The sequence below is a fragment of the Pseudomonas brassicacearum genome, assembly GCF_009601685.2.
GTDB classification, from domain to species: Bacteria; Pseudomonadota; Gammaproteobacteria; order Pseudomonadales; family Pseudomonadaceae; genus Aquipseudomonas; species Aquipseudomonas kilonensis_B.
In genome coordinates this window covers 331,928-358,733 of the sequence record NZ_CP045701.2, presented here as the reverse complement: position 1 = coordinate 358,733, position 26,806 = coordinate 331,928, and the positions used below count along the sequence as shown (strand labels likewise).

The following is a 26,806-nucleotide window of genomic DNA, read 5'->3' as shown; positions in this document are numbered from 1 at the left end:
TCGACGCCACGAATGCGGTGTCGAGATTTCCTGTGGGAGCGAGCTTGCTCGCGATAGCGGTGGATCAGCAGCGTTGATGCTGACTGACCATCCGCCATCGCGAGCAAGCCCGCTCCCACAAGGGACAGCGGCGATTAGCCTTGAGGCCGCACAAAAACCAGGCGAAAACGCCAGTTTTAACTTCACCCTTGTAGACCGTCTTGCCCACCCCCATATTGGGGCGACTGACGCGTGAAGGAATTCAACTTGAGCGACCTTTTAAACCGCCGCCTGGCCCTGCTTGGCGAGCGCGCCAACCTCTCCCTGCTCGAACAGTGCCTGCACGGCATCGAGCGTGAATGCCTGCGCGTCACCGGCGATGGGCACCTGGCGCAGACCCCGCACCCCAAGGCCCTGGGTTCGGCGTTGACCAACGAACAGATCACTACCGACTATTCCGAGTCGCTGCTGGAATTCATCACGCCGGCCCTGGCCAACCCGGCCGATACCCTGCGCAGCCTCGACAAGATCCACCGGTTTGCCTACAGCAAACTGGACGACGAGTACCTGTGGAGCCCTTCGATGCCGTGCCCACTGCCGGCGGAAGAGGACATCCCGATCGCGTATTACGGTACCTCGAACATCGGTCGGCTCAAGTACGTCTACCGCAAGGGCCTGGCCCTGCGCTACGGCAAGACCATGCAATGCATTGCCGGGATCCACTACAACTTTTCCCTGCCGGAAAAGCTCTGGCCCCTGCTCCGGCAGGCCGAAGGCGTCGAGGCCAGCGACCGCGACTTCCAGTCGTCGGCCTACATCGCGCTGATCCGTAATTTCCGCCGCTACAGCTGGTTGCTGATGTACCTGTTTGGCGCCTCGCCAGCCCTGGACGCCGGTTTCCTGCGGGGGCGCCCGCACCAGTTGGAGCAACTGGACCCGGACACCTTGTACCTGCCCTACGCCACCAGCCTGCGCATGAGCGACCTGGGTTACCAAAGCAACGCCCAGGCTGGCCTCACGCCTTGCTACAACGACCTGACCAGCTACACCGACAGCCTGCGCAAAGCGGTGGCGACGCCCTACGCGCCGTACGTCGAAGTCGGCACCCACCAGAACGGTGAGTGGGTGCAGCTCAACACCAACATTTTGCAGATCGAAAACGAGTACTACTCCAACATCCGCCCCAAACGCGTGACCTACAGCGGCGAGCGGCCGATCCAGGCCTTGATGGCCCGGGGTATCCAGTACGTCGAAGTGCGTTGCCTGGACATCAACCCGTTCCTGCCGATGGGCATCGACCTCACCGAATCGCGGTTCCTCGATGCGTTCCTGCTGTATTGCGGCCTCAACGACAGCCCGCAGCTGGAAAACAACGAATGCAGCAACGCCACGAGCAACTTCCTGACGGTGGTCAAGGAAGGTCGCAAGCCGGGCCTGCAATTGCAGCGCCAAGGCCAAGCGGTGGACATGCAGGCCTGGGCCATCGAATTACTGGAAAAAATCGCGCCGCTGGCCTCGCTGCTCGACCAAAGCCAAGGTGGCGATGTCCACCGCCAGGCGCTGGATGCGCAATTGGCGAAGGTCCGCGATCCGTCCCTGACGCCCTCCGCCCAGGTACTGGCCGCCATGGCCGAGCATCAGGAAAGCTTCGCCCAGTTCTCCCTGCGCCAAAGCAAGGCCCACGCCGAATTCTTCCGCGCCGAACCTTTGCCTGCCGAGGAACAGACGGCCTTCGAGGAAAACGCTCGTGAATCGCTGGTCCAGCAAACTGAGCTGGAGCAGAACGAGGTGGGGGATTTCGATGTGTTCGTGGGTTCGTATCAGGCGAGCATTCTGGCGATCAGTAACTGACCCCGAGGACGCGTCGCTGGCTTGCACTGTAGGAGCTGCCGAAGGCTGCGATCTTTTGATCTTTTGATCTTTTGATCTTTCGCTTGAGACTCAAGCGTTGGAGGAAAGATCGCAGCCTCGTTGCACTCGACAGCTCCTACACAGCTCCTACAGGCCCAGCGGGAGCAAGCACCCTCGCCAGAGGGTGTCAGGCGTTACTCAGCCGACGAAGGCTTCTCCCAAAGATTAATCCCGCCCTCCTGGGCAAACCGATCGATCTGCGCCAGTTCTTCGGCACTGAAGCTCAGGTTCTGCAACGCCCCGACGTTCTCGATGATTTGCTCCGGCCGGCTGGCGCCGATCAGCGCGCTGGTCACGCGTGGATCGCGCAGAGTCCAGGCCAGGGCCATTTGCGCCAGGCTTTGGCCACGCCGCTGGGCAATCTCATTGAGCGCACGTACATGGGCGATGTTTTCCTCCGACAGGTGCGAAGCCTGCAACGAGCCGCCGCCCGGACGGTTCACCCGCGCATCGGCGGGAATGCCCTTGAGGTATTTGTCGGTCAGCAGGCCTTGGGCCAGTGGTGTGAAAGCAATCACACCGGTGCCCAGTTCGTCGGTGGCATCCAGCAGGTCTTTTTCCACCCAGCGGTTGAGCAGGTTGTAGGCCGGCTGGTGAATCAGCAGCGGGACTTTCCACTCTTTGAGCAGTGCCGCCATTTCCCGGGTCTTCACGCCGGAATACGAGGAAATACCGATGTACAACGCCTTGCCCTGCTGCACGGCAGTGGCCAGTGCGCTGGCCGTTTCTTCCAGTGGGGTGTCGGGGTCGAAACGGTGGGAATAAAAGATATCCACATAGTCCAGCTCCAGGCGTTGCAGGCTCTGGTCGAGACTGGCGAGCACGTATTTGCGCGAGCCACCGCCCTGGCCGTATGGGCCTGGCCACATGTCCCAACCGGCCTTGCTGGAGATGATCAACTCATCGCGGTACTGCTTGAAATCTTCGCGCAGCAATCGGCCGAAATTGATCTCGGCGCTACCGTAGGGAGGGCCGTAGTTGTTTGCCAGGTCGAAGTGGTTGATGCCCAGGTCGAACGCCGTGCGCAGCAAGGCGCGCTGGGTATCGATGGGCGTACTGTCGCCAAAGTTGTGCCACAACCCCAGCGACAGCGCCGGCAGTACCAGCCCGCTGCGACCGACGCGGCGATAAGGAATGGACTCGTAGCGGTTTTGCGCAGCGGTGTAGGTCATCGAAAGGCTCTCTGTTCGGACACTGGTGGCAGAAGCTAACACTTCACAGACGCATCGGTCAGGCTGAAAGTTCGCAGATCAGGTGTGGGAGCGCCAGGAAATCGGAGACCATATTAACGCGCCTGCGCAAACACCTCCCCCAACCAATCCACAAACACCCGCACCCGCGGCGACATGAGCCGGTTGTGCGGGTAGAGCACTGAGACCGGCATGGACGGTGGTGGGGTGGCGGTGAGGACTTCCTGGATCAGTCCCTGCTGGATCTGCTCCTCCATTCGGTAATGCGGGCACTGGATCAGGCCCAGGCCGGCGATAGCCGAGGCGGCATAGATTTCGGCGCCGGACACCGACAGCGAGCCCCCGATAGGCACCTCCTTGAGCTCGCCATCGACCATGAACTGAAACGGATACAGTTTAGCGGTGGTCCGCGAGACGTAATTCACCGCCTTGTGATGTTTCAAGTCATCGAGGCACTTCGGCTCGCCGTACTGGCGCAAGTAACCGGGACTGGCACAGGTGATCTGTCGAAGATTGGCGACACGCCGGCCGATCAGTGACGAATCCGCCAGCTCACCGGAGCGCAGCACGCAATCGACGCCTTCGGCAATCAGGTCGACGAAACGATCAGCCTCGCTGATGAACAGTTCTATGTCGGGATAGCGGGCCATGAACTGCGGCAACGCCGGAATCACGAAATACCGTGCCTGGGTTCCGTGCAAGTCCACCCTCAGCTTGCCTTTGGGCGCCACGCCGCGAAACGCCAGTTCGGCTTCTTCGAGCTCCGCCAGCAGTTGCACGCAGCGTGGGTAATAGGCTTCGCCATCGAGGGTCGGCCGTACCTTGCGGGTGCTGCGCTCCAACAAGCGAACGCCCAGCCAGGCTTCGAATTGATTGAGGGTGTGGGTCAGCGTGGCCCGTGGCATGGTCAAGTCTTCAGCGGCCAGGGTGAAGCTGCTGCGCTCGTATATTCGGACAAACACCCTCATCGCCTTGACCTGATCCATCTGAAATCCCGCGCCCTGATTGTTGAAGAATTTTGAACAGTAAAGGCAACTCTCCTGCATTTATCGCCGAGAGTAAACATGTGAACCTGCCTCCAACGAATCACAACGTTCCAAAGACAAGGAGCCCCTTCGCCATGACTGTCCAAACCTCCAAAGTAGCCATCGTGACCGGCGCCTCCCGCGGCATCGGTGCAGAAATTGCCAAGCAGTTGGCCAACGACGGTTTTGCCGTGGCCATCAATTTCGCCAGCAGCGCCACCGAAGCCTCGAAACTGGTGGTCCAGTTGCGCCAGGCCGGCCACCAGGCCATAGCGGTGAAGGCAGACGTGTCCTCGGCCGTCGATGTCCGTCGGATGTTCGATGAAGTCGAAGCGCAACTGGGCAAGGTCGACGTGTTGATCAACAACGCCGGCATCCTCCAGGTGATGCCACTGGCGCAGCACAGTGATGAACTGTTCGATCGCACGTTCGCTATCAATACGCGCGGCACCTTCAACACGCTTCGCGAAGCCGCGACCCGTTTGAATGACGCAGGCCGGATCGTGAATTTTTCCAGCAGCACCGTAGGCCTGAACCTGCCGGGCTACTCGGTGTACATCGCCAGCAAGGCCGCGGTGGAATCCCTGACCCAGGTGTTCGCCAAGGAACTGCGCGGTCGGCAGATCACCGTCAATGCCGTGGCCCCGGGGCCGGTCGCCACCGAACTGTTCATGCATGGCAAAAGCGAAGAGCAGGTCCAGCACTTCGCCAAGATGCCGCCCTTGGAGCGCCTCGGCCAGCCGCAAGACATCGCCAACATCGTCGCGTTCCTGGTGAGCCCGGCCGCTGGCTGGGTGAATGGGCAGATCCTGCGGGCCAACGGCGGACTGGTCTGAGGTTTTTTCTGCGTCGCCAGCTAAACCGCCATCGAGGCCAGCGCAGATGAAAAACAATCGGCGGTGTTTTGGCCTCGGTCAGCGCACCAAATGCAGGAACTGCAGGTGTCGCTCGTACTGGTCGAGGATGTCGTTGATGATTTGCTCTTTGGTGTAGCCCACCAGGTCGTAATCCTGGCTGCCTTCGCTCAAGTGCACCTCGGCGCGGTAGTAACGGCGGTTGTTGAGTTCCTTGGAGCCCATGCCGCCGCGGGCGAAGGACGGCGTGAAGTAGCCGCGCATCTGCACCTGATAGATAAACGGATGCTGCTCGCCGTGACCGATCTCCAGGCTGACACTGTCGTTGGCCGGGTCGGGCTGGGTCACCACCGTCAGGCCCTTTTCGACGAACACCGCCGTCACTTCTTCAATGGCCGGGCGCACCGTCGTGTCGAGGAAACGGTACACCTCATCACGGGACGGAAAATGCACCGCCTGGCTCAAGCGCTGGCGCCAGCCGCCCGTGCCCCGTCGTGAACCCGACACCGGCGCCAGGGAGTGCAATTGCGCGATCTGCTTCTGCGACTCCAAGTAGAACGCCTTGTGCAGGCCCCACATCATCAGCAGCAGAATCAACGAGAACGGCAAGGACGTCAGCACCACTGCCGATTTCAAGGCATCGATGCTGCCGGAGAACAGCAACGCACTGGTCACCAGGGCCGTCATCGCACCCCAGAACACCCGCAGCCATTTCGGCCCGTCCTCATCGGGGTTGCCGCCCTTGGCCGACAACGTCGACAGCACCACGGTGCCCGAATCGGCGGACGTGACGAAGAACACGAAGCTGATGAACACGGTGACCGCGATGACGGTCTTGCTCCAGGGGTAGGTTTCCAGCAGCAGGTAAAGGCTCATCGATGGGTTTTCCAGGGCAGACATGCCCAGGGCGCTCATGCCGTGGTTCAGCACTTGGTCGATGGCGCTGTTGCCGAAGATCGACATCCACGCCAGGGTGAAACCCAGGGGAATCAGCAGCACGCCAAACACGAATTCACGAATGGTGCGGCCACGGGAAATCCGCGCGATGAACAGCCCCACGAACGGCGACCAGGCGATCCACCAGGCCCAGTAGAACACCGTCCAGCCGCCCAGCCAGTCGCTCGGTTCGTTGTAGGCGTACAGGTCGAAGCTCTTCATTGGCAGAGCGCCAAGGTAATCGCCGATGTTCTGGATCAAGGTGTTGAGCAAATGCTGGGTGGGCCCGGCGAACAGTACGAACAGCAGCAACGCACAGGCCAGCAGCATGTTGATGTCGGACATGACCCGCACGCCCTTGTCGACACCGGCCACCGCCACAATGATCGCCGCGCCCATCATCAGCACGATCAGGCCGACCTGAATCCACTGTGTGTGGGCGATGCCGAACAGATAGTCGAGCCCGGAATTGAGGTGCAGCACACCAAAGCCCATGTCCGCGCCGAGGCCGAACACCGTGGCGATAATGCCGAAGCCGTCCACGGCGTAGCCGATGGGGCCGTTGATGCGCTTGCCGATCAACGGATACAACGCTGAACGCAGGGCCAGTGGCAAATTGTGCCGGTAGGCGAAGTACGCCAGGGCCATGCCGACGAACGCAAAAACGCCCCAGCCATGCAGCCCCCAATGCAAGAACAGGATCTGCATGGCCTGGCGCGCCGCCTCGGCCGTCCCGGCTTCGCCCTGGGGCGGCTGGACCATGTGGGTCAGCGGCTCGGACACGCAGAAGAAAAACAGGGTGATGCTGATGCCGGCGGCGAACAGCATGCCGGCCCAGGACAGATAACTGAATTCTGGTTCGTCGTGGTCGGCACCGAGCTTGATCTTGCCGTAGCCGGACAAGGCGGTGACCACCACGAAGACCAGATACAACGTCATCGCCAGCATGTAGTACCAGCCGACCGTGTTGGCCGCCCAGTTCTGCGCAGCCAGCAGCCATGCGCCGGCCTGCGCGGGCATGGCAATCACCACCAGGCCGAACAGCAGGATAAAGGTCGCGGCGAAGTAAAAGACCGGCGGGTTCATGCGGACCAGGCCGCTGGGTGGAACGGACGAGGCACTCATGAAACGAGCACCTCGGGAAAAAGAATCGTGACGGTCGAAAACGGACTCGGCAAAGGCAAGCCTCCTGTTGTGAGCGGGCAGCAAACCGACGGTTTAACTTGAATGAGCGTTCAAGTTAAACATCAATAGCTAGCTAAGGACTAATCGCAGGGCTCAGCGGCATGTTTCCTACGCAAGCCTACGGGAGGGTATGACGTTGCCAGTAGAGCATTCGTTCACTGGCGCCAAGCCCGCTCCCACAGATCAGTGCGGGCCAAACCGACGACGTTGTCGCCAGATCCACGCTCGAATAAAAACATGCCGGTTGCCCATGAATATCGCCGTGCCTATAGTCCAGGCATCGCCTACAACCAGTACGGACCCATGATCAAAGAACAGCTGTCTCGCTTTAACCGTCTCGACCTGCTCGGCCATCCGACACCGCTGGAAAAACTCGACCGCCTCTCCACCTGGCTTGGCCGGGACATCTATGTCAAGCGTGACGACCTGACACCCCTGGCCATGGGCGGCAACAAACTGCGCAAGCTTGAATACCTGGCCGCCGATGCGATCGCCCAGGGCGCCGATACCCTCATCACCGCCGGGGCGATCCAGTCCAACCATGTGCGCCAGACCGCCGCCCTGGCCGCGAAGCTGGGCCTGGGTTGCGTGGCCTTGCTGGAAAACCCCATCGGCACCGAAGACAGCAATTACCTGGGCAACGGCAACCGGCTGCTGCTGGAGCTGTTCGACGCCAAGATCGAACTGGTGGACAACCTGGACAACGCCGATGAGCAGCTACAGGCCCTGGCCGGTCGCCTGCGCAGCAACGGGAAAAAACCCTACCTGGTGCCGATTGGTGGTTCGAACGCCTTGGGCGCGCTGGGTTATGTGCGCGCCGGCCTGGAACTGGCCGAGCAGATCAAGGACACCGGGATTGAATTTGCCGCCGTGGTACTGGCCTCGGGCAGTGCCGGCACCCACAGCGGCCTGGCGCTGGCACTGAGTGAAGCCCTGCCGGCGCTGCCTGTCATCGGCGTCACGGTTTCGCGCAGCGAGGAGGACCAGTTCCCGAAGGTCCAGGGCCTGGCCGAGCGCACGGCAGCGTTGCTCGAAGTCGCCCTTCCAGACGCGTTCAAAGTGAACCTGTGGGACGAATATTTCGCCCCCCGCTACGGTGAACCGAACGCCGGGACACTGGCGGCGGTCAAGCTGCTGGCCAGCCAGGAAGGGCTGCTGCTCGATCCGGTCTACACCGGCAAGGCCATGGCCGGCCTGCTCGACGGCCTGGGTCGCGACCGTTTCGACGAAGGCCCGATCATCTTCCTGCACACCGGCGGTGCACCGGCGTTGTTTGCCTACAGCGCGGCATTCCAGGCGTAGTGCAGACTTCGGAGGAAGGCTTTTGTGGGAGCGAGCTTGCTCGCGATACGGTGGGTCAGCCGAAATTTATGGGGCTGACATACCGCGATCGCGAGCAAGCTCGCTCCCACAGGGCCTCATTCCAAATAAACATAAATTCTTGATTTAATATTATTTTCCAATCTATAAAAGCCATCCTATAGTCTCGCCGCAAGTGCATTTGCCGCGAGACGCCCAAGCTGCTTTAAGGCAGGATGTGGCAATCTTTTCGGATCGCGGCTACGCCTTATCTCAGCCAAAATAACCTCTTCATAAGAAAACACAGGGGCTTGTCATGAATTTTTCCGCATTACGTCGCAACCTGTTGGTAGGTTCGCTGGGCCTGGCATTGAGTGCCGGGCTGTTGGGGCAAGCGGTTGCCGGTGAGCAGCTGCAAAAAATCAAGGACGCCGGCGAAATCAAGATCGGCCTGGAAGGCACTTATCCACCGTTCAGTTTCGTTGATGAAAGCGGCAAGCTGACCGGCTTCGAAGTGGAGTTCTCCGAAGCCCTGGCCAAGGAACTGGGTGTGAAGGTCAAGCTGCAGACGACCCCATGGGCCGGCATTCTCGCGGCCCTGGAATCCAAGCGCCTGGACGCAGTGGTCAACCAGGTGACCATTTCCGAAGAGCGCAAGAAAAAATATGACTTCTCCACGCCGTATACCGTTTCCGGGATTCAGGCGCTGGTACTGACCAAGAAAGCCGCCGAGCTGAACATCAAGAAGGCCGCCGACCTGGATGGTAAAAAAGTCGGCGTGGGCCTGGGCACCAACTACGAACAGTGGGTCAAGGCAGAAGTACCGGGCGCCCAAGTCAAAACCTACGATGACGACCCAACCAAGTTCCAGGACCTGCGCGTCGGTCGTATCGACACCATCCTGATCGACCGCCTGGCCGCACTGGAATACGCCAAGAAAGCCAAGGACACCACTGTCACCAGCGAAGCCTTTTCGCGCCTGGAGTCCGGTATTGCCCTGCGCAAAGGCGAGCCTGAGCTGTTGGCAGCCGTGAACAAGGCCATCGAAAAACTGCGCGCCGACGGTACGCTGAAAAAGCTTTCGGAAAAATACTTCAGCGCTGACGTTACCCAATAATGGAAGCAGCTCTTCAACTCGCACTGGACTCCGCGCCCTTCCTGCTCAAGGGCGCGTATTACACGGTCTTCCTCAGCCTGGGCGGCATGTTTTTCGGCTTGCTGCTGGGGTTCGGCCTGGCGCTGATGCGCCTGTCGCGCTTCAAACTGGTGAACTGGATCGCCCGCATCTACGTGTCGTTCTTTCGTGGCACGCCGTTGCTGGTGCAGCTGTTCGTGATCTATTACGGGTTGCCGCAACTGGGCATCGAGCTGGATCCGCTGCCGGCGGCCCTGATCGGTTTCTCGCTGAACATGGCCGCCTACGCGTGTGAAATCCTGCGGGCCGCCATCAGCTCCATCGAGCGCGGCCAGTGGGAAGCGGCGGCAAGCATTGGCATGACCCGCGCCCAGACCCTGCGCCGGGCCATCCTGCCGCAAGCAGCACGCACAGCCCTGCCACCGTTGGGCAACAGCTTCATTTCCCTGGTCAAGGACACCGCGCTGGCGGCGACCATCCAGGTACCGGAGCTGTTCCGCCAGGCGCAGTTGATCACCGCGCGAACCTTCGAAATCTTCACCATGTACCTTGCCGCCGCGCTGATCTATTGGGTTCTGGCCAGCGTGCTCTCGCACCTGCAGAACGTCCTGGAAGCCCGGGTCAATCGGCATGACCAGGAGTCCTGACCCATGATTGTCGTGGAAAAACTGACAAAGCAGTTCAAGGGCCAGGTGGTGCTCAATGGCATCGACCTGAAGATCGAAGAAGGCGAAGTGGTTGCGATCATCGGCCCCAGCGGCTCGGGCAAGACCACCTTCCTGCGCTGTTTGAACTTCCTCGAAGAACCTACCAGTGGCCGGATCAAGGTCGGCGACATCGAGATCGATGGCAGTCGTCCGCTGAACCAGCAACAGGGCCTGGTCCGCCGTTTGCGCCAGCAGGTGGGCTTCGTGTTCCAGAACTTCAACCTGTTTCCCCATCGCACCGCATTGGAAAACGTCACTGAAGGCCCGCAGGTGGTGAAGAAAGTGCCCCGCGCCGAAGCCGAAGCCCTGGGGCGCAAGCTCTTGGCCAAGGTCGGGCTGGCCGGCAAGGAGGACGCCTATCCACGGCGCCTTTCCGGCGGCCAGCAACAGCGCGTGGCGATTGCCCGGGCGTTGGCGATGGAACCGGCAGTGATCCTGTTCGACGAGCCGACCTCGGCCCTCGATCCGGAACTGGTGGGCGAGGTGCTGGCAACCATTCGCGGCTTGGCCGAAGAAAAACGCACCATGGTCATCGTGACCCACGAAATGGGCTTCGCCCGGGACGTGGCCAACCGCGTGGTGTTTTTCGACAAAGGCGTGATCGTCGAACAAGGCGAAGCCAAGGCCTTGTTTGCAGCACCCAAGGAAGAACGCACGCGACAGTTCCTCAGCAAGTTCCTCTCCGCCGGACACGGCGCCCAGTAAGTTATGGACAGCGTCATCACTTCCAGGGATGGAAGTGAGGCTGCGACAACACACTCAAGCCAACACCGCAGTCAACTTGGCGCCATGACGAAACAACTTGAAACTTAGGCTTACCCAACATCCTCGACCGCACCCTGTGCGGCATGGACATAACACTGGTAACACTTCCCTGCGGCCCAAGCGCTTCTTCCATTTAGTCTCAAGCCCTCCATTCGAGCCTTTTCCATAAACCGGCAGGCCTAGGAAAAGAGCTTGTGAGGCCGCGCATTATTAACATGAATGCGTAGGATGTTTCTGAAGCCCATCATAATTAATTATTAAGCAAGTGCCTCTATTGACACTGAAACTATTGAGCCCTTATCTAGTGACCAACAGGCGATGCACATTATTTATTTTCTGCACAGTGACTAGGCGCAGCCTAGCCTATATGGCTGCACACATAAGATATGTCGCGATTAGTCATCGCCGTTGATCTTCCCGAAACGGACTTAGTTTTCAAGTATCAAGGAGAACACCATGACATGTAAGTCGAAAAGTCCTGAGTTGGCTGCCCCCACCTTGGCCAATGCCCACCCTACCGGCATCAATATCGCCAGCGCCGCCCACTTGGAGGTTGCCATTGCGCCCTACCCCGGCATGGATGCGGGAGACCTGATCGAACTGTTCTGGGACAACTGCTACGTCGGCTCGCGCTTGCTGTCGCAGGCAGATGTACCAGGCGGCATCACGATGCGGGTCCCGGAAAGTTTCATCGTCAATGGAGCCTCGCGCATCCATTATCGGGTGATGCAGGTCGGGCGTGGACCGGCGCTGTCAGCCAAGCAGCGGGTACACGCCAAGCTCGATTGCCCCGGCGGGCAGCCGTCGGCCCTGAGCGGCGATGAAAACCAGGGGCTGGCGCCAGTGCGCATTCCCGGCACTATCCGACGCCAAGGGGTGAACCCCAACCAGATCAAGCGCGGGGTACCGCTGACCATCGAGCCCTACCTGAACATGGCCGCCGGCGATGCCGTGACCCTGCGCTGGGGCGATGTGCGCATGGACCTGCCTGCCGTCACCGCCAGCGAGGTCGGCCAGCCAATCAATATCTGGGTCCCGCCGCAGATCATCCTGGAGGCGGGAGAAGACCTGCGCCTGGAAGTGACCTACTGCATCCTCGACCGCGTGGGCAACAACTCCCACTGGGCACCGCCACGGACGTTGAAGATCGGGTGCGTCAATCCGTATCTGAAAAACCCGCCGAAAGAAGTCCTCATGGCGGCCGAGCCACGTCATCGAACATGAACACTCTGAAGAGGCTTTTGTGTCGAGCCGCAACATCCCCCGGCAAAAGCCCTCTATCCATCGCCCTGAAAGCCAAATTTATACGCATTCAGGGTATATACACCGGACCACCGGACATTCTTGATTTCGCTCGCCGCATTCAACGCGGCGTTTCTTTGAACAAGCGCTGACCTGTGGGAGCAAAGCTTGCTCCCACAGGCAGACCAGTGCGCTTGCGGTATAGTCGGCTGACGTTCCCCACCTAAGCCCGCAATCATGAAGCACACCAGCGAAGACCTGCACGCCATCACTGCCACGACCCTGGGCCATTACAACGCCGTGGCAGAAAGCTTTCGCGAAGGCACCCGCGATCACGATGTCAGCCAGAACATCGACGCCTTGCTGCGCCATATCCAAGGCCAGGCACCGCTGCACATCCTGGATTTGGGCTGCGGCCCGGGGCGCGACTTGCGCACGTTCACGGCCCTGGGCCATGTCGCGGTCGGCCTCGACGGTTCAGAAGAGTTTGCCCGGATGGCGCGCCAGGACAGCGGCTGTGAGGTGTGGCAACAGGACTTCCTGGAACTCGACCTGCCGGCCGAGCGTTTTGACGGGATTTTCGCCAACGCGGTGCTGTTTCATGTTCCCGTCCAGGAACTGCCTCGGGTGCTCAAGCAACTGCACGCCACGCTCAAGCCCGGCGGCGTGCTGTTCAGCTCAAACCCGCGGGGCGAAAACCAGGAGGGCTGGAACGGCCAGCGCTTCGGCGCCTACCACGACCTCGCGGCCTGGCGCACGCTGCTGGGCGATGCAGGCTTCGTGGAACTGGAGCATTACTACCGACCGGCGGGGCTGCCGCGCGAGCAACAGCCTTGGTTGGCGAGTGTCTGGCGTAAGGATTGAATACCCATCCCCCGTAGGAGCTGGCGAAGCCTGCGATCTTTTGATCTTTTGCTCTTTTGCTTGAGATTCAAGCGTCCTTGGAAAGATCGCAGCCTCGTTCCACTCGTCAGCTCCTACCGACCCAACCACTTCTGCGACAACTTCTCCAACCGCCCATCATCCTTGATACGTGCCAGGGCGTTGTCCAGACTGGCTTTGAACGCCGGGTTGCCCTTCTGGAACGGGATCACCAGGCTCGGCGCCGGGTCGCTCTTTTTTTCTGGCTGGAACGACTGCGCCAAGACCAACGGGCGTGGCGTCTCATCCTTGCCCGCCAGCAGTTGTGCATCCGGATGGCTGTAAGCAGCACTGAGATCGAAACGTTCCGCCAGTTCCGGGGTCATTGCTATGTGGTTGATGGCGACGTCGTACTTGCCGCTCTCTACCCCGCTCAGCAGGTCCCCGGCATCGGTGACCACGAAGTCGGGGCGTACATCGAGCTCACTGGCAAGCATTTCGCCCAGTTCCACTTCGAAACCGGTGAGCTTGCCGTCTTCCTTGAAGTTGAAGGGCGCGGTGTTGGCCTCCAAGGCAATGCGCAGTTCGCCACGGTCATTGACGTCATCGATCAGTTCGGCATGAGCCAGGGGACTCAAAAGGGGTAGCAGGCAAATCAGGCCAGGCAGAAAGCGCATGGTCACTCCTAGGTATTTATACAAGCGACGCTCGTTTCAGGCTCGCTTTGCTATGGTTGTTGCAGGCTTCGACAACGATTGGTCATGAAGTTGTCATGGCCAGGCGGATTTCATGGAAAAACTGGAGAAAAAAATGAAAAGTTTTATGTCTCGTGCCGCGTTGACCGGCCTGTTACTGGGCGCTTCGATGCTGGCAACCGCCGCGACCCCGGCGCCCAAAGATGCAGAAGTGTTCATCGTTTCCCCGGCAGACGGCGCCACCGTCGCCCAGGAGTTCACGGTCAAGTTCGGCGTCAAGAATATCGCCCTGGCCCCGGCGGGCGATATGACCAAAAACACCGGCCATCACCATTTGCTGATCGATGTCGACAAACTGCCTGCCGCCGGCGCACCGATTCCAAACGACGCCAACCACATGCACTTCGGCAAGGCGCAAACCCAGGCCACCATCAAACTGGCCCCGGGCAAGCACACCTTGCAATTGATCCTGGGTGACAGCGGCCACATGCCGTTCGATCCGTCGATCGTGTCCGAGAAAATCAAAGTCAACGTGAAGTAACACGGTGTCAGGCAATAAAAAACGGGAGCCCTTTTGGGGCTCCCGTTTTTTATTGCAAGCCAGACCGGCTTAGAACAACACGCGGCAACGAATGGTGCCGTTGATGTGCTGCAGCTTTTCTTGCGCCAGGTCCGAGTATTCGGCGTCGACGTCGATCACGACGTAGCCGACTTTCTCGTTGGTCTGCAGGAACTGACCGGAAATGTTGATGCCGTTTTCGGCGAAGACCTTGTTGATCTCGCTCATCACACCCGGGATGTTTTCGTGGATGTGCAGCAAACGGTGCTTGCCAGGGTGTGCCGGCAGGGCCACTTCCGGGAAGTTCACGGACGATACCGAAGTACCGTTGTCGCTGTACTTGACCAGTTTTTCCGCCACTTCCAGACCGATGTTGGCCTGGGCTTCAGCGGTGGAACCGCCGATGTGCGGGGTCAGGATCACGTTGTCCAGGCCACGCAGCGGGCTTTCGAAGATGTCGTCGTTGGAGCGTGGCTCCACCGGGAACACGTCGATGGCGGCGCCGATCAGGTGCTTGTCCTTGATCGCGTCGGCCAGGGCGTCGAGCTTGACCACGGTGCCACGCGCGGCGTTGATCAGGATCCCGCCCTTCTTGATGGCACGGATTTCCTTCTCGCCGATCATCCACTGGGTGGCGGCGGTTTCCGGCACGTGCAGGGTCACGATATCGGACATGCCCAGCAATTCGTGCAGGTTGTTGACCTGGGTGGCGTTGCCCAGGGGCAGCTTGGTCACGGTGTCATAGAAGAACACCTGCATGCCAAGGCCTTCAGCCAGTACCGACAACTGGGTGCCGATCGAGCCGTAGCCAACGATACCCAGCTTCTTGCCGCGGATTTCGAAGGAGTTGGCCGCGCTCTTGATCCAGCCGCCACGGTGGCAGGAAGCGTTCTTCTCAGGGATGCCGCGCAGCAGCAGGATCGCTTCGGCCAGCACCAGTTCGGCAACGGAACGGGTGTTGGAGTACGGCGCGTTGAACACCGCGATACCGCGCTCGCGCGCCGCGTTGAGGTCAACCTGGTTGGTGCCGATGCAGAAGCAGCCGACCGCCACCAGTTTCTTGGCGTGGTCGAAGACCTCTTCGGTCAGTTGGGTACGGGAGCGAATGCCGATGAAGTGAGCATCGGCGATCTTTTCCTTGAGCTGGTCTTGCGGCAGAGAACTGGTGATGTACTCGATGCTGGTGTAGCCCGCCGACTTGAGGACGTCGACAGCCGATTGGTGGACGCCTTCGAGAAGAAGGAACTTGATCTTGCTCTTATCGAGAGAAGTCTTGCTCATCTGCGTAAACCTGTGTCCCGGAGAAAAATGGCAGGGAATCGGACAGCGCATGCTGGCCCGACCGGCATGACAGCCGTCGCCGCAGAACAGCCGTTGGGCACTACGCTGCGGGGTCGGTATGCTAGCATATGCACCCCGCTAAACACTCATTCCTGCGACGTGAAGCGTTCTCAGGATGACCATGAATTGTTCGAGAGTTCTGTCGATGACCAATCCTGCCCTGATAGATGAGCTGAAGACCCTGGTTGAGCCTGGCAAGGTCCTGACCGATGCCGACTCCCTGAACGCTTACGGCAAGGATTGGACCAAGCACTTCGCCCCGGCGCCAAGCGCCATCGTCTTCCCCAAGACCACTGAGCAAGTCCAGGCCATCGTGCGCTGGGCCAACGCGCACAAAATCGCGCTGGTGCCATCGGGCGGGCGCACCGGGCTTTCCGCCGCAGCGGTCGCGGCCAACGGCGAAGTGGTCGTGTCGTTCGACTACATGAACCAGGTGCTCGACGTGAACCTCACCGACCGCACCGCCGTCTGCCAGCCGGGCGTGGTCACCGAACAGCTGCAGAACAAGGCCGAAGAACATGGCCTGTACTACCCGGTAGACTTCGCTTCGGCAGGCTCCAGCCAGATTGGTGGCAATATCGGCACCAATGCCGGCGGGATCAAGGTCATTCGCTACGGCATGACCCGCAACTGGGTGGCGGGCATGAAGGTCGTCACCGGCAAGGGCGATTTGCTGGAGCTGAACAAGGACCTGATCAAGAACGCCACCGGCTATGACTTGCGGCAGCTGTTCATCGGCGCCGAGGGCACCCTGGGCTTCGTGGTCGAGGCCACCATGCGCCTGGACCGTGCACCGAAAAACCTCACCGCCATGGTACTCGGCACGCCGGACTTCGATTCGATCATGCCGGTGCTGCACGCCTTCCAGGGCAAGCTCGACCTGACCGCCTTCGAATTTTTCTCCGACAAGGCCCTGGCCAAGGTCCTCGCTCGCGGCGACGTGCCGGCACCGTTCGAAACCGAGTGCCCGTTCTACGCCCTGCTGGAATTCGAAGCCACCACCGAAGAAGTCGCCAACCACGCCCTGGAAACCTTCGAGCATTGCGTGGAGCAAGGCTGGGTGCTGGACGGCGTGATGAGCCAGAGCGAAACCCAACTGCAAAACCTGTGGAAGCTGCGCGAATACATCTCCGAGACCATCTCCCACTGGACGCCGTACAAGAACGATATTTCGGTGACCGTCTCGAAAGTCCCGGCGTTTTTACAGGAAATCGACGCAATCGTCGGCGAACATTACCCGGACTTCGAAATCGTCTGGTTCGGCCACATCGGCGACGGCAACCTGCACCTGAACATCCTCAAGCCGGAAAACCTGAGCAAGGACGAGTTCTTCGCCAAGTGCGCGACCGTGAACAAATGGGTCTTTGAAACCGTCGAGAAGTACAACGGCTCGATTTCCGCCGAACACGGCGTGGGCATGACCAAGCGCGACTACCTGACCTATAGTCGTTCACCCGTGGAGATCGAATACATGAAAGCCGTGAAGGCGGTATTCGACCCGAACGGCATCATGAACCCGGGCAAGATTTTCGCGATTTGACGCCTAAAAACACCTGATGAATCCCAGAAGCAGGAGTCGGTAATGAGCTATCAGCACCAGTATGTCGACGGTACCCGTATTCATTTCCCGGTGGGGAAAGTGGTGTGCATTGGCCGTAACTACGCCGAACATGCAAAGGAACTGGATAACCCGGTGCCCACCGAACCCTTGCTGTTCATCAAGCCGGGCAGTTGCGTCGTGCCGCTGGAAGGCGGTTTCAGCATTCCTGCCGAGCGCGGCGCGGTGCACTACGAGGCGGAAATCGCGGTGCTGATCGGCAAGCCGCTATCGACCAAGCCCAGCGTTGAAGAAGTACTGGACGCGATCTCCGGCTTTGCACCGGCCCTGGACCTGACCTTGCGGGACAAACAGGCCGAGCTCAAGGCCAAGGGCCTGCCGTGGGAAGTGGCCAAGTCCTTCGACGGCGCGGCAGTGATCGCTCCATTTGTCTCGAAGGATACTTTTGCCGACCTGACCGACATCCCCGTGCGCCTGACCATCAACGGTGAAGTGCGCCAGGACGGCAACAGCAGCCTGATGCTCAACCCCATCGTGCCGATGATCCAGTACATGGCCGGCTGCTTCTCGCTGCAGGCCGGCGACGTGATCCTCACTGGCACCCCGGCGGGCGTCGGGCCGCTGAATGCAGGCGATGAACTGATCCTGGAACTGCCCGGGGCGAGCCGCTTCGAAAGCAGCGTTCGCTAAACGCTGAACCTGTGCGCCCTTGCTCGCGATGAGGCCATCACATCTGATGTTGGCTGACACACCGCTATCGCGAGCAAGCTCGCTCCCACAGCGTATACAGGGCGCATCTCCCACCATTTACCGTTTTTTTCACATGCCATCCGGATAATTCCGGGGAATGCGGCATCTGAGCCAGCCACTCCCCTAGCCGAATTTTCTGGAACGCATTCCCCGATGGCCAAAACCCAAGCACTGTCTGCCGCCAAACCTGCCCGCCGCTCCCGCTTTGCCCTGCCCTGGTACGCTTGGTCGCTGTTGGCGGTGGCCGCCGCCTATGGCTTGGCGTTCGCGATGCACTGGGACGACCGCGGCCTACTTTGGCTATCGGAACACTTCCAGAGCCCGGCCCAGCGCCAGGAGAGCGTCTGGCTGCCGGACTACCGCGCCGTGATCGACGCCAAGCCGCTACTGGGCATGGAGAAGGACGAAGCGTCCGATGTGACCTACAACCCGCAGACCAAGACCCTGTTCGCCGTCATGGGCAAACACCCATTCCTGGTGGAACTGACCCTGCAAGGCGACGTGCTGCGCAAGATGCCCTTGGTGGGCTGGAGCAACCCCGAGGGCGTGGCCTATATGGAAAACGGCCTGCTGGCCATCACTGACGAACGAAGTCATACGCTGACCATCGTTCACATTGATGCCGATACCCGCGAACTGAACAATGCCGACTTCCCCCACCATGATCTCGGTCCATCCAAGAACCAGAACAAAGGGTTCGAAGCGATCGTCTGGGACCCGCGCAACCAGCAACTGGTGCTCGGAGAGGAACGCCCGCCGGCGCTGTTCACCTGGAAAAGCGATGGCAGCCAGTCGCTCAAGGGCGACAAGCAGATCCATGTCAGCAATGAACTGGACCTGCGCAACCTCTCGGCACTGGCGGTCGATCCGCGCACAGGTCACATGCTGGTGCTTTCGGCCGACTCCCATCTGCTGCTGGAACTGGACGAAAAAGGCGAGCAGGTCAGCTTCATGACCTTGCTGGGCGGCTTCAACGGCTTGAAGGACACAATCCCTCGCGCCGAAGGCGTCACCGTCGATGAAGCCGGCAACCTGTACATGGTCAGCGAGCCGAATCTGTTCTATCGTTTCGAAAAACAGCGCTGACAGCACTAACTCTGTAGGATAAATCTTCCTTCGTTGTAGGGTGTGGCACACAGCCATTAAGCTTCAGTTCAGGCAGTCGTGATATTTCCACGGTCCTGTTCTTATCCGAGCCCACCCCAACATGCGTCGACTCGCCCATCCCAAGCCGGTGATCCTGATTCTCCTGACGCTGGCGCTGACTCTCCTGATCGCCGCCGGTCAGCACCTGCGCCTGTTCGAACGCGCCTGGTTCAACCTCAACACCCTCTGGAAAACCACCAGCGAGCAGGCCATTGCCCTGGACCAATACCGGGTCACGGTTGAGGCGCAGGTGATCGAAGGCCTGGACGATGACGTTTCAGCGCTGACGTTCGATCCGATCCGCAAGAGCCTGTTCACCGTCACCAATCAAAATGCCGAGCTGGTCGAGTTGTCGCTGGACGGCAAGATTTTGCGGCGCATCACCCTGATCGGCTTTGGCGATCCGGAGGCGGTGGAATTCATCAGCGAAGACATCTACGTCATCACCGACGAGCGCCAGCAGCGCCTGATCAAGATTCACCTGGACGACGACACCCAATTCCTCGACGCCGCCGAAGCCGAACAGATGACCCTGGGCGTGCACATGAGCGGCAACAAGGGGTTCGAAGGGCTGGCCTACGACTCAGTGGGCAAACGCCTGTTCGTGGCGAAGGAACGCGACCCGATGCTGATTTATGAAGTGCATGGGTTTCCCCACCACAATCCAGAAAAGTCCTACGCAGTCCATGTGATCAACAACCCCAAGCGCGATGCCGGGTTGTTCGTGCGCGACCTCTCAAGCCTGCAATACGACGAACGCAGCGGCCATTTGCTGGCGCTGTCCGAGGAGTCGCGGTTAATTATCGAATTGGATATCAACGGCCGGCCGTTGAGCACGCTGTCGTTGAGCAAGGGCCGCCAGGGCCTGCAAAAAACCGTGCCCCAGGCCGAAGGCCTGGCCATGGATGACGATGGCAACCTGTATCTGGTGAGCGAGCCGAATCTGTTCTACGTGTTCAAGAAGCCGCAGCCTTGATCCACTTACCCTGAACTACAAACCAATGTGGGAGCGAGCAAGCTCGCTCCCACAAGGGTTACTCACTCAAAAGAGCAGGTTATTCCGCCCGCAGGGTCTTCACCCCTTCAGGGGTCCCCAGCAACAGCACATCCGCAGGACGTGCCGCGAACAAACCGTTGGTGACCACGCCCACGATGGCGTTGATCTGGCTTTCCAGTTCCACCGGGTTGGTGATCTGCAGGTTGTGCACGTCCAGGATAATGTTGCCGTTGTCGGTCAGCACGCCTTCGCGATACACCGGATCGCCGCCCAGCTTCACCAGTTGGCGGGCCACATGGCTGCGGGCCATGGGAATGACTTCCACCGGCAAGGGGAACGCGCCAAGCACAGGCACCAGCTTGCTGGCGTCGGCGATGCAGATGAAGGTCTTGGCCACGGCCGCGACGATCTTCTCGCGAGTCAGGGCCGCGCCGCCGCCCTTGATCAGGTTCAGGTGCGCGTCGCTTTCGTCGGCACCGTCGATGTAGAACTCCAGGTCGCTCACGGTGTTGAGCTCGTACACCGGGATCCCGTGGCCCTTGAGGCGCGCGGCGGTTGCTTCGGAGCTGGCCACCGCGCCGTCGAACGCGCCCTTGTGTTGCGCCAGCGCGTCGATGAAGCAATTGGCCGTAGAGCCGGTGCCAACCCCGACGACGCTCTTGTCATCCAGCTTCGGGAGGATGAGGTCGACGGCGGCCTGGGCCACGGCCTGTTTGAGTTGATCCTGGGTCATGCGAGCTCCGAAAGCGGGCAGGAAGTAAAGAGGGGCGTGAGTATAACCCAACAAAACCTTGGGATTCGTGTGGTCGCCCAGCTAAAAGCCGGGTTAGACTCCTTGGCCCTGCCCAACCCGCTCAGTGATGCTTTCCGATGCTTGAACAGTACGTCAAAAAGATCCTCACCTCGCGCGTTTACGACGTTGCCGTAGAAACCCCGCTGCAGGCCGCTCGCCAGCTCTCCGAGCGGCTGGGCAACAGCATCCTGCTCAAGCGCGAAGACTTGCAGCCGGTGTTCTCGTTCAAGATTCGCGGGGCCTACAACAAGCTGACCCAGCTCAGCGACGAAGAGCGCGCACGCGGCGTGGTCACGGCGTCGGCGGGCAACCATGCCCAGGGCCTGGCCCTGGCGGCCAAGGTGCTGGGCGTCAAGGCCACCATCGTGATGCCCAAGACCACCCCGGAAATCAAGGTCGAAGGCGTGCGCTCACGGGGCGGCAAAGTGGTGCTGCACGGTGATTCGTTCCCCGAAGCCCTGGCCTATTCGCTGAAACTGGTCGACGAAAAAGGCTACGTCTACATCCACCCGTATGACGATCCCCACACCATTGCCGGGCAGGGCACGGTGGCGATGGAAATCCTGCGCCAACACCCGGGGCGCCTGGATGCGATCTTCGTCCCGGTGGGCGGTGGCGGGCTGATTGCCGGAATCGCGGCCTACGTGAAATACCTGCGCCCGGACATCAAGGTCATCGGCGTCGAGCCGGACGACTCCAATTGCCTGCAAGCGGCCATGGCTGCTGGCGAGCGCGTGGTCCTGCCGACCGTGGGACTGTTCGCCGACGGCGTCGCCGTGGCGCAGATCGGCCAGCACACCTTCGATATCTGCAAACACTACGTGGACGAAGTGATCACCGTCAGCACCGACGAGATCTGCGCTGCGATCAAGGATATCTACGACGATACCCGCTCGATCACCGAACCTGCCGGCGCCTTGGGCGTGGCCGGGATCAAGAAATACGTCGAATCACGAGGCATCAGCGGCCAGACCCTGGTGGCCATCGATTCCGGTGCCAACGTCAACTTCGACCGCTTGCGCCACGTTGCCGAACGCGCCGAACTGGGCGAGGGCCGCGAAGCGATCATCGCCGTGACCATTCCCGAGAAACCGGGCAGCTTCAAGGCGTTCTGCGAAGCCGTCGGCAAGCGCCAGATCACCGAATTCAACTATCGCTACAACACCGGCAGCGAAGCGCACATCTTCGTTGGTGTGCAGACCCACCCGGAAAACGACCCGCGCAGCGCGCTGATCGCCAGCCTGACCGATCAAGGGTTCCCGGTGCTGGACCTGACCGACAACGAACTGGCCAAGTTGCACATTCGCCACATGGTCGGCGGGCATGCCGCCCATGTCATCGATGAAGTGGTGCTGCGCTTCGAATTCCCGGAACGCCCGGGGGCGCTGTTCAACTTCCTCAACAAGCTGGGCGGGCGCTGGAACATCTCGATGTTCCACTACCGCAACCATGGCGCGGCGGATGGCCGTGTGGTCGCCGGGCTACAGGTGCCTCACGATGAGCGCCACCTGGTGCCGGCCGCCCTCGAAGAAATCGGCTACCCGTACTGGGATGAAAGCGATAACCCGGCCTATCAACTGTTCCTGGGTTGATAAAGCCGGGCTAGGCTGTGAGCAAGACTTAAGGAAAATCCAACAATGGAAACATTGACCGCGCTGAAGATCGCTCACGCCATCGCCACCGTAGTGCTGCTGGCGGGCGCCCTGGGGCTGGCCGCCTGGGTCTGGCGTACGCGCCGCAACGGCGATGCCACGGCGGCTGCGCGCACGCTGCAACGTCCGCGCCTGTTCATCTGGCTGGTGATGATCCTGGCACTGGCGAGCCTGCCCTTTACGGGCTGGTGGATGGTGCATCAGGTGGGCTGGCCGCTGGGGCAGACCTGGCTGCTGGCCTCCAGCGTGCTCTACACCCTGGCGGCGCTGGCGGGGTTCTGGCTAATGGTGCGACTGAACAAATTGCGCAAGGCGCCGGGAAGTAGCGGGAAGTTTACCTTTGCCTTGGCACTGTTCAGTGTTGCCTGCTTTATCGCCATTGCGGGGTTGATGGGGGCCAAGCCGGTTTAAAACACAGTCTGTGGAAGCAAGGCTTGCTCGCGACTCTGTGGGAGCAAGGCTTGCCCGCGATTGGCTTTACGCGGATGCAAAGGTACAAATGCCAATCGCGGGCAAGCCTTGCTCCCACAGTCAATTGCGCAACGAAATCACCGGCCAACCCCGCTTCTGGGCCTCGGCCCGAAGATTCGGATCCGGATCCACCGCCACCGGGTGCGTCACCACCTCCAGCAGCGCCAGGTCATTCATCGAGTCGCTGTAAAAATAGCTGCCGTCGAGCGAATGTCCGGTCTCCTCCAGCCAACGGTTAAGCCGGGTCACCTTGCCCTCGCGAAAGCATGGGACATCCGTGCTGCGCCCGCTGTAGCGCCCGTCGATCATCTCGCACTCGGTGGCGATCAGGGTCTCGACGCCCAGGCGCTCGGCAATCGGCCCGGTGACAAAGCGGTTGGTGGCGGTGATGATCACCAGCTTGTCGCCGGCGTCACGGTGCTTTCCAAGCAACTCGATGGCCTGGGGCAACACGATCGGCTCGATGCAGTCGCGCATGTAGTCCAGGTGCCATTGGGCCAGCACGTGCATTTCGGTACGGCCGAGGATTTCCAGGCAAAAATTCAGGTACTCGGCATTGTCGAGCTTGCCGGCCAGGTAATCCTGGTAGAACTCGTCGTTGCGCGCCTTGTACGCGACAGCGTCGAGAAAACCACGCTCGCATAGGTAATCGCCCCACGCGTGATCACTGTCGCCGCCCAGCAATGTATTGTCCAAGTCGAATAAAGCCAGCCGCATTGCAGTTACTCGCTGAAAAATCTGAAGAAAGGCGTCCAGAATACGGACTTTTCACAAGAGTGCACATAAGCTAGGGACGCTCGTTGCTGCTTTCACAACCTTTGTGGAACAATGCGGCGACATGCGTTTGCGAGGTTGTTGCCGTGATCGACCCCGATGGTTTCCGTCCCAATGTGGGGATCATTCTTACGAATGATGCAGGGCAGGTGCTATGGGCTCGCCGTATCAATCAAGACGCCTGGCAGTTTCCCCAGGGCGGGATCAACCCCCAGGAGACGCCGGAAGAGGCCTTGTACCGCGAGTTGAACGAAGAAGTGGGGCTTGAGCGAGAAGATGTCGAAATACTCGCCTGCACCCGAGGCTGGTTGCGCTATCGTTTGCCGCAACGCCTGGTTCGCACGCACAGCCAACCGCTGTGCATCGGCCAGAAGCAGAAATGGTTTCTCCTGCGCCTGATCTCCAACGAGCAGCGGGTGCGGATGGATTTGACCGGTAAACCGGAGTTCGATGGCTGGCGCTGGGTCAGCTATTGGTATCCGTTGGGCCAGGTGGTGACATTCAAGCGCGAAGTGTACCGACGCGCTCTCAAAGAGCTTGCCCCGCGCCTGCTGACGCGCGACTGACGACGGAGTTCGACCCCGAGCCATGCTCAATACGCTGCGCAAGATCGTCCAGGAAGTTAACTCCGCCAAGGATCTCAAGGCGGCGTTGGGGATTATTGTATTGCGTGTCAAAGAGGCCATGGGCAGCCAGGTCTGCTCGGTCTACCTGCTGGACCCCGAGACCAACCGTTTCGTGCTGATGGCCACCGAGGGCTTGAACAAGCGCTCGATCGGCAAGGTCAGCATGGCCCCCAATGAAGGCCTGGTCGGCCTGGTCGGCACGCGCGAAGAACCCCTGAACCTCGAAAACGCCGCGGATCACCCGCGCTACCGCTACTTCGCCGAAACCGGCGAAGAACGCTACGCCTCGTTCCTCGGAGCACCGATCATCCACCACCGCCGCGTGGTCGGCGTGTTGGTCATCCAGCAAAAAGAACGTCGCCAGTTCGATGAGGGTGAAGAAGCCTTCCTCGTGACCATGAGCGCGCAACTGGCCGGGGTTATCGCTCACGCCGAGGCCACTGGCTCGATCAGCGGCCTGGGTCGCCAGGGCAAGGGCATCCAGGAAGCCAAGTTCGTCGGCGTACCGGGTTCACCGGGCGCGGCGGTGGGCACGGCGGTGGTCATGCTGCCGCCCGCCGACCTGGACGTGGTGCCAGACAAGACCATCACCGATATCGACGCCGAACTGGGGCTGTTCAAGACCGCCATTGAGGGCGTGCGCGCCGACATGCGTGCCCTGTCGGCCAAGCTGGCGACACAGCTGCGCCCTGAAGAGCGCGCGCTGTTCGACGTTTACCTGATGATGCTCGACGATGCCTCGCTGGGCAGCGAAGTGACCACCGTCATCAAGACCGGCCAGTGGGCCCAGGGCGCACTGCGCCAGGTGGTGACCGATCACGTCAACCGTTTCGAACTGATGGACGACGCCTACCTGCGCGAGCGGGCCTCGGACGTCAAGGACCTTGGCCGCCGGCTGCTGGCCTACTTGCAGCAAGAGCGCCAGCAGACCCTGGTCTACCCCGACAACACCATCCTGGTCAGCGAAGAACTGACCCCGGCCATGCTCGGCGAAGTGCCCGAAGGCAAGCTGGCGGGGCTGGTCTCGGTATTGGGTTCGGGCAACTCCCACGTGGCGATCCTGGCCCGGGCCATGGGCATCCCGACGGTGATGGGCCTGGTGGACCTGCCGTACTCCAAGGTCGACGGCATCCAGATGATCGTCGATGGCTACCACGGCGAGGTCTATACCAACCCCAGCGAAGTGCTGCGCAAGCAGTTTGCCGATGTGGTCGAGGAAGAAAAGCAACTGTCCCTGGGACTGGACGCGCTGCGGGACCTGCCGTGCGTGACGCTCGACGGCCACCGCATGCCGCTGTGGGTCAACACCGGCCTGCTGGCCGACGTGGCCCGGGCGCAGAAGCGTGGCGCCGAAGGTGTGGGCCTGTACCGCACCGAAGTGCCGTTCATGATCAACCAGCGCTTCCCCAGCGAAAAGGAACAACTGGCGATCTACCGCGAACAACTGGCCGCCTTCCACCCGCAACCGGTGACCATGCGCAGCCTGGACATCGGCGGCGACAAGTCCCTGTCCTACTTCCCGATCAAGGAAGACAACCCGTTCCTCGGCTGGCGCGGCATTCGCGTGACGCTCGACCACCCGGAAATCTTCCTGGTCCAGGCCCGCGCCATGCTCAAGGCCAGCGAAGGCCTGAACAACCTGCGCATCCTGTTGCCGATGATCTCCGGCACCCATGAACTGGAAGAGGCCCTGCACCTGATCCACCGGGCCTGGGGCGAAGTACGCGACGAAGGCACCGATGTGCCGATGCCGCCGGTCGGCGTGATGATCGAGATTCCGGCAGCGGTGTACCAGACCAAGGAACTGGCGCGGCAGGTGGACTTCCTGTCGGTGGGTTCCAACGACCTGACCCAGTACCTGCTGGCCGTGGACCGTAACAACCCACGGGTCGCGGACCTGTACGACTACCTGCACCCAGCCGTGCTGCAAGCCTTGCAGAACGTGGTGCGTGACGCCCATGCCGAAGGCAAGCCGGTGAGCATCTGCGGCGAAATGGCCGGCGACCCGGCCGCTGCTGTGCTGCTGATGGCGATGGGGTTCGACAGTTTGTCGATGAACGCCACCAACCTGCCGAAAGTGAAGTGGATGCTGCGCCAGATCAACCTCAGCAAGGCCCAGGAATTGCTCGCGGAAGTAATGACCATCGACAACCCGCAAGTGATCCACAGCTCCTTGCAACTGGCGCTGAAGAACCTGGGGTTGGCGCGGATGATTAATCCGGCTTCGAACAAGACCCTCTAGACCGTTCAACGAGCATTTGTGGCGAGGGAGCTTGCTCCCGCTGAGCTCTGTAGGAGCTGGCGAAGCCTGCGATCTTTTGATCTTTTGATCTTTTGATCTTTTGATCTTTCGCT

General features: G+C 60.5%; 24 protein-coding genes. 17 read left to right on the top strand and 7 right to left on the bottom strand.

Annotation, left to right across the window (positions count from 1 at the left end; all coding sequences use genetic code 11):
* Nucleotides 1-246: 246 nt before the first annotated feature.
* A complete protein-coding gene (gene gshA / locus GFU70_RS01530) occupies nucleotides 247-1,830 on the top strand; it encodes a glutamate--cysteine ligase (protein WP_153387497.1) in 1,584 nt (527 codons plus the stop codon).
* Between the two features lie 194 nt (nucleotides 1,831-2,024).
* On the opposite strand, the gene mgrA is transcribed toward gshA, so the two are convergent.
* On the bottom strand, nucleotides 2,025-3,062 hold the full coding sequence (gene mgrA / locus GFU70_RS01525; protein ID WP_153387496.1) for an L-glyceraldehyde 3-phosphate reductase: 1,038 nt from the start codon (nucleotides 3,060-3,062) through the stop codon (nucleotides 2,025-2,027).
* 113 nt (nucleotides 3,063-3,175) lie between these two features.
* Nucleotides 3,176-4,066, bottom strand: coding sequence for a LysR family transcriptional regulator (locus GFU70_RS01520; protein ID WP_116643399.1), 891 nt, complete (start codon nucleotides 4,064-4,066; stop codon nucleotides 3,176-3,178).
* Nucleotides 4,067-4,200: 134 nt separating this feature from the next.
* Here GFU70_RS01520 and GFU70_RS01515 point away from each other — a divergent pair, with 134 nt between their 5' ends.
* Nucleotides 4,201-4,941 carry an SDR family oxidoreductase gene (locus GFU70_RS01515; RefSeq protein WP_058546655.1) on the top strand — a complete coding sequence of 247 codons (741 nt, stop codon included), beginning with the start codon at nucleotides 4,201-4,203 and terminating at the stop codon, nucleotides 4,939-4,941.
* 78 nt (nucleotides 4,942-5,019) lie between these two features.
* Here the strand turns inward: GFU70_RS01515 and betT are convergent, their stop codons facing one another.
* Nucleotides 5,020-6,981 carry a choline transporter BetT gene (betT, locus tag GFU70_RS01510; RefSeq protein WP_165826104.1) on the bottom strand — a complete coding sequence of 654 codons (1,962 nt, stop codon included), beginning with the start codon at nucleotides 6,979-6,981 and terminating at the stop codon, nucleotides 5,020-5,022.
* 402 nt (nucleotides 6,982-7,383) lie between these two features.
* Between betT and GFU70_RS01505 the strand changes: the two genes are divergently transcribed.
* The 6 genes from GFU70_RS01505 (at nucleotide 7,384) to GFU70_RS01480 (ending at nucleotide 13,092) form a co-directional block, all read left to right on the top strand.
* Entirely contained in the window at nucleotides 7,384-8,382 is a 999-nt protein-coding gene (locus GFU70_RS01505; protein ID WP_153389141.1) for a D-cysteine desulfhydrase, read from the top strand.
* A 313-nt stretch (nucleotides 8,383-8,695) separates the two neighbouring features.
* On the top strand, nucleotides 8,696-9,496 hold the full coding sequence (tcyJ, locus tag GFU70_RS01500; protein WP_058546653.1) for a cystine ABC transporter substrate-binding protein: 801 nt from the start codon (nucleotides 8,696-8,698) through the stop codon (nucleotides 9,494-9,496).
* Nucleotides 9,496-10,161: a cystine ABC transporter permease gene (gene tcyL / locus GFU70_RS01495; RefSeq protein ID WP_003196663.1), complete on the top strand. Its 666-nt coding sequence runs from the start codon at nucleotides 9,496-9,498 to the stop codon at nucleotides 10,159-10,161. Before tcyJ ends, tcyL begins: the two co-directional genes overlap by 1 nt.
* Before the next feature lie 3 nt (nucleotides 10,162-10,164).
* Nucleotides 10,165-10,926: an L-cystine ABC transporter ATP-binding protein TcyN gene (gene tcyN / locus GFU70_RS01490; protein WP_058546652.1), complete on the top strand. Its 762-nt coding sequence runs from the start codon at nucleotides 10,165-10,167 to the stop codon at nucleotides 10,924-10,926.
* A gap of 516 nt (nucleotides 10,927-11,442) precedes the next feature.
* Complete coding sequence (locus GFU70_RS01485; protein ID WP_058546651.1) at nucleotides 11,443-12,210, top strand: hypothetical protein; 768 nt, start codon at nucleotides 11,443-11,445, stop codon at nucleotides 12,208-12,210.
* Between the two features lie 255 nt (nucleotides 12,211-12,465).
* A complete protein-coding gene (locus GFU70_RS01480) occupies nucleotides 12,466-13,092 on the top strand; it encodes a class I SAM-dependent methyltransferase (protein WP_058546650.1) in 627 nt (208 codons plus the stop codon).
* Nucleotides 13,093-13,205: 113 nt separating this feature from the next.
* On the opposite strand, the gene GFU70_RS01475 is transcribed toward GFU70_RS01480, so the two are convergent.
* Nucleotides 13,206-13,766, bottom strand: coding sequence for a transporter substrate-binding domain-containing protein (locus GFU70_RS01475; RefSeq protein ID WP_058546649.1), 561 nt, complete (start codon nucleotides 13,764-13,766; stop codon nucleotides 13,206-13,208).
* Nucleotides 13,767-13,899: 133 nt separating this feature from the next.
* Here GFU70_RS01475 and GFU70_RS01470 point away from each other — a divergent pair, with 133 nt between their 5' ends.
* Nucleotides 13,900-14,325 (top strand): DUF4399 domain-containing protein, encoded by a 426-nt coding sequence (locus GFU70_RS01470; protein WP_058546665.1) that lies wholly within the window; start codon nucleotides 13,900-13,902, stop codon nucleotides 14,323-14,325.
* Between the two features lie 69 nt (nucleotides 14,326-14,394).
* Here the strand turns inward: GFU70_RS01470 and serA are convergent, their stop codons facing one another.
* Entirely contained in the window at nucleotides 14,395-15,624 is a 1,230-nt protein-coding gene (serA, locus tag GFU70_RS01465) for a phosphoglycerate dehydrogenase (protein WP_153387495.1), read from the bottom strand.
* A 205-nt stretch (nucleotides 15,625-15,829) separates the two neighbouring features.
* Here serA and GFU70_RS01460 point away from each other — a divergent pair, with 205 nt between their 5' ends.
* From GFU70_RS01460 to GFU70_RS01445, 4 genes are all read left to right on the top strand, one after another.
* Nucleotides 15,830-17,224 (top strand): FAD-binding oxidoreductase, encoded by a 1,395-nt coding sequence (locus tag GFU70_RS01460; protein WP_058546647.1) that lies wholly within the window; start codon nucleotides 15,830-15,832, stop codon nucleotides 17,222-17,224.
* A gap of 42 nt (nucleotides 17,225-17,266) precedes the next feature.
* Nucleotides 17,267-17,932 (top strand): fumarylacetoacetate hydrolase family protein, encoded by a 666-nt coding sequence (locus tag GFU70_RS01455; protein ID WP_058546646.1) that lies wholly within the window; start codon nucleotides 17,267-17,269, stop codon nucleotides 17,930-17,932.
* Between the two features lie 213 nt (nucleotides 17,933-18,145).
* The gene (locus tag GFU70_RS01450; RefSeq protein ID WP_058546645.1) at nucleotides 18,146-19,078 is read left to right on the top strand and encodes an SdiA-regulated domain-containing protein; all 933 of its coding nucleotides are present in this window, start codon (nucleotides 18,146-18,148) and stop codon (nucleotides 19,076-19,078) included.
* 121 nt (nucleotides 19,079-19,199) lie between these two features.
* Nucleotides 19,200-20,114 carry an SdiA-regulated domain-containing protein gene (locus GFU70_RS01445; RefSeq protein WP_058546644.1) on the top strand — a complete coding sequence of 305 codons (915 nt, stop codon included), beginning with the start codon at nucleotides 19,200-19,202 and terminating at the stop codon, nucleotides 20,112-20,114.
* Between the two features lie 79 nt (nucleotides 20,115-20,193).
* Here GFU70_RS01445 and rpiA read toward each other — a convergent pair whose 3' ends face one another.
* Nucleotides 20,194-20,868, bottom strand: a complete 675-nt coding sequence (rpiA, locus tag GFU70_RS01440) for a ribose-5-phosphate isomerase RpiA (protein ID WP_014336005.1) — start codon at nucleotides 20,866-20,868, stop codon at nucleotides 20,194-20,196.
* 137 nt (nucleotides 20,869-21,005) lie between these two features.
* Between rpiA and ilvA the strand changes: the two genes are divergently transcribed.
* A complete protein-coding gene (ilvA, locus tag GFU70_RS01435; RefSeq protein ID WP_058546643.1) occupies nucleotides 21,006-22,520 on the top strand; it encodes a threonine ammonia-lyase, biosynthetic in 1,515 nt (504 codons plus the stop codon).
* 45 nt (nucleotides 22,521-22,565) lie between these two features.
* Complete coding sequence (locus tag GFU70_RS01430; protein WP_058546642.1) at nucleotides 22,566-22,991, top strand: DUF2269 family protein; 426 nt, start codon at nucleotides 22,566-22,568, stop codon at nucleotides 22,989-22,991.
* A gap of 120 nt (nucleotides 22,992-23,111) precedes the next feature.
* Here GFU70_RS01430 and GFU70_RS01425 read toward each other — a convergent pair whose 3' ends face one another.
* Nucleotides 23,112-23,768 carry an HAD family hydrolase gene (locus tag GFU70_RS01425; protein ID WP_058546641.1) on the bottom strand — a complete coding sequence of 219 codons (657 nt, stop codon included), beginning with the start codon at nucleotides 23,766-23,768 and terminating at the stop codon, nucleotides 23,112-23,114.
* A 143-nt stretch (nucleotides 23,769-23,911) separates the two neighbouring features.
* On the opposite strand from GFU70_RS01425, the gene GFU70_RS01420 reads away from it, so the two are divergent.
* Together GFU70_RS01420 and ptsP are read left to right on the top strand one after the other, a co-directional pair.
* Nucleotides 23,912-24,391, top strand: coding sequence for an RNA pyrophosphohydrolase (locus GFU70_RS01420; protein ID WP_003186867.1), 480 nt, complete (start codon nucleotides 23,912-23,914; stop codon nucleotides 24,389-24,391).
* Nucleotides 24,392-24,413: 22 nt separating this feature from the next.
* Complete coding sequence (ptsP, locus tag GFU70_RS01415) at nucleotides 24,414-26,693, top strand: phosphoenolpyruvate--protein phosphotransferase (protein ID WP_058546640.1); 2,280 nt, start codon at nucleotides 24,414-24,416, stop codon at nucleotides 26,691-26,693.
* Nucleotides 26,694-26,806: the final 113 nt, after the last annotated feature.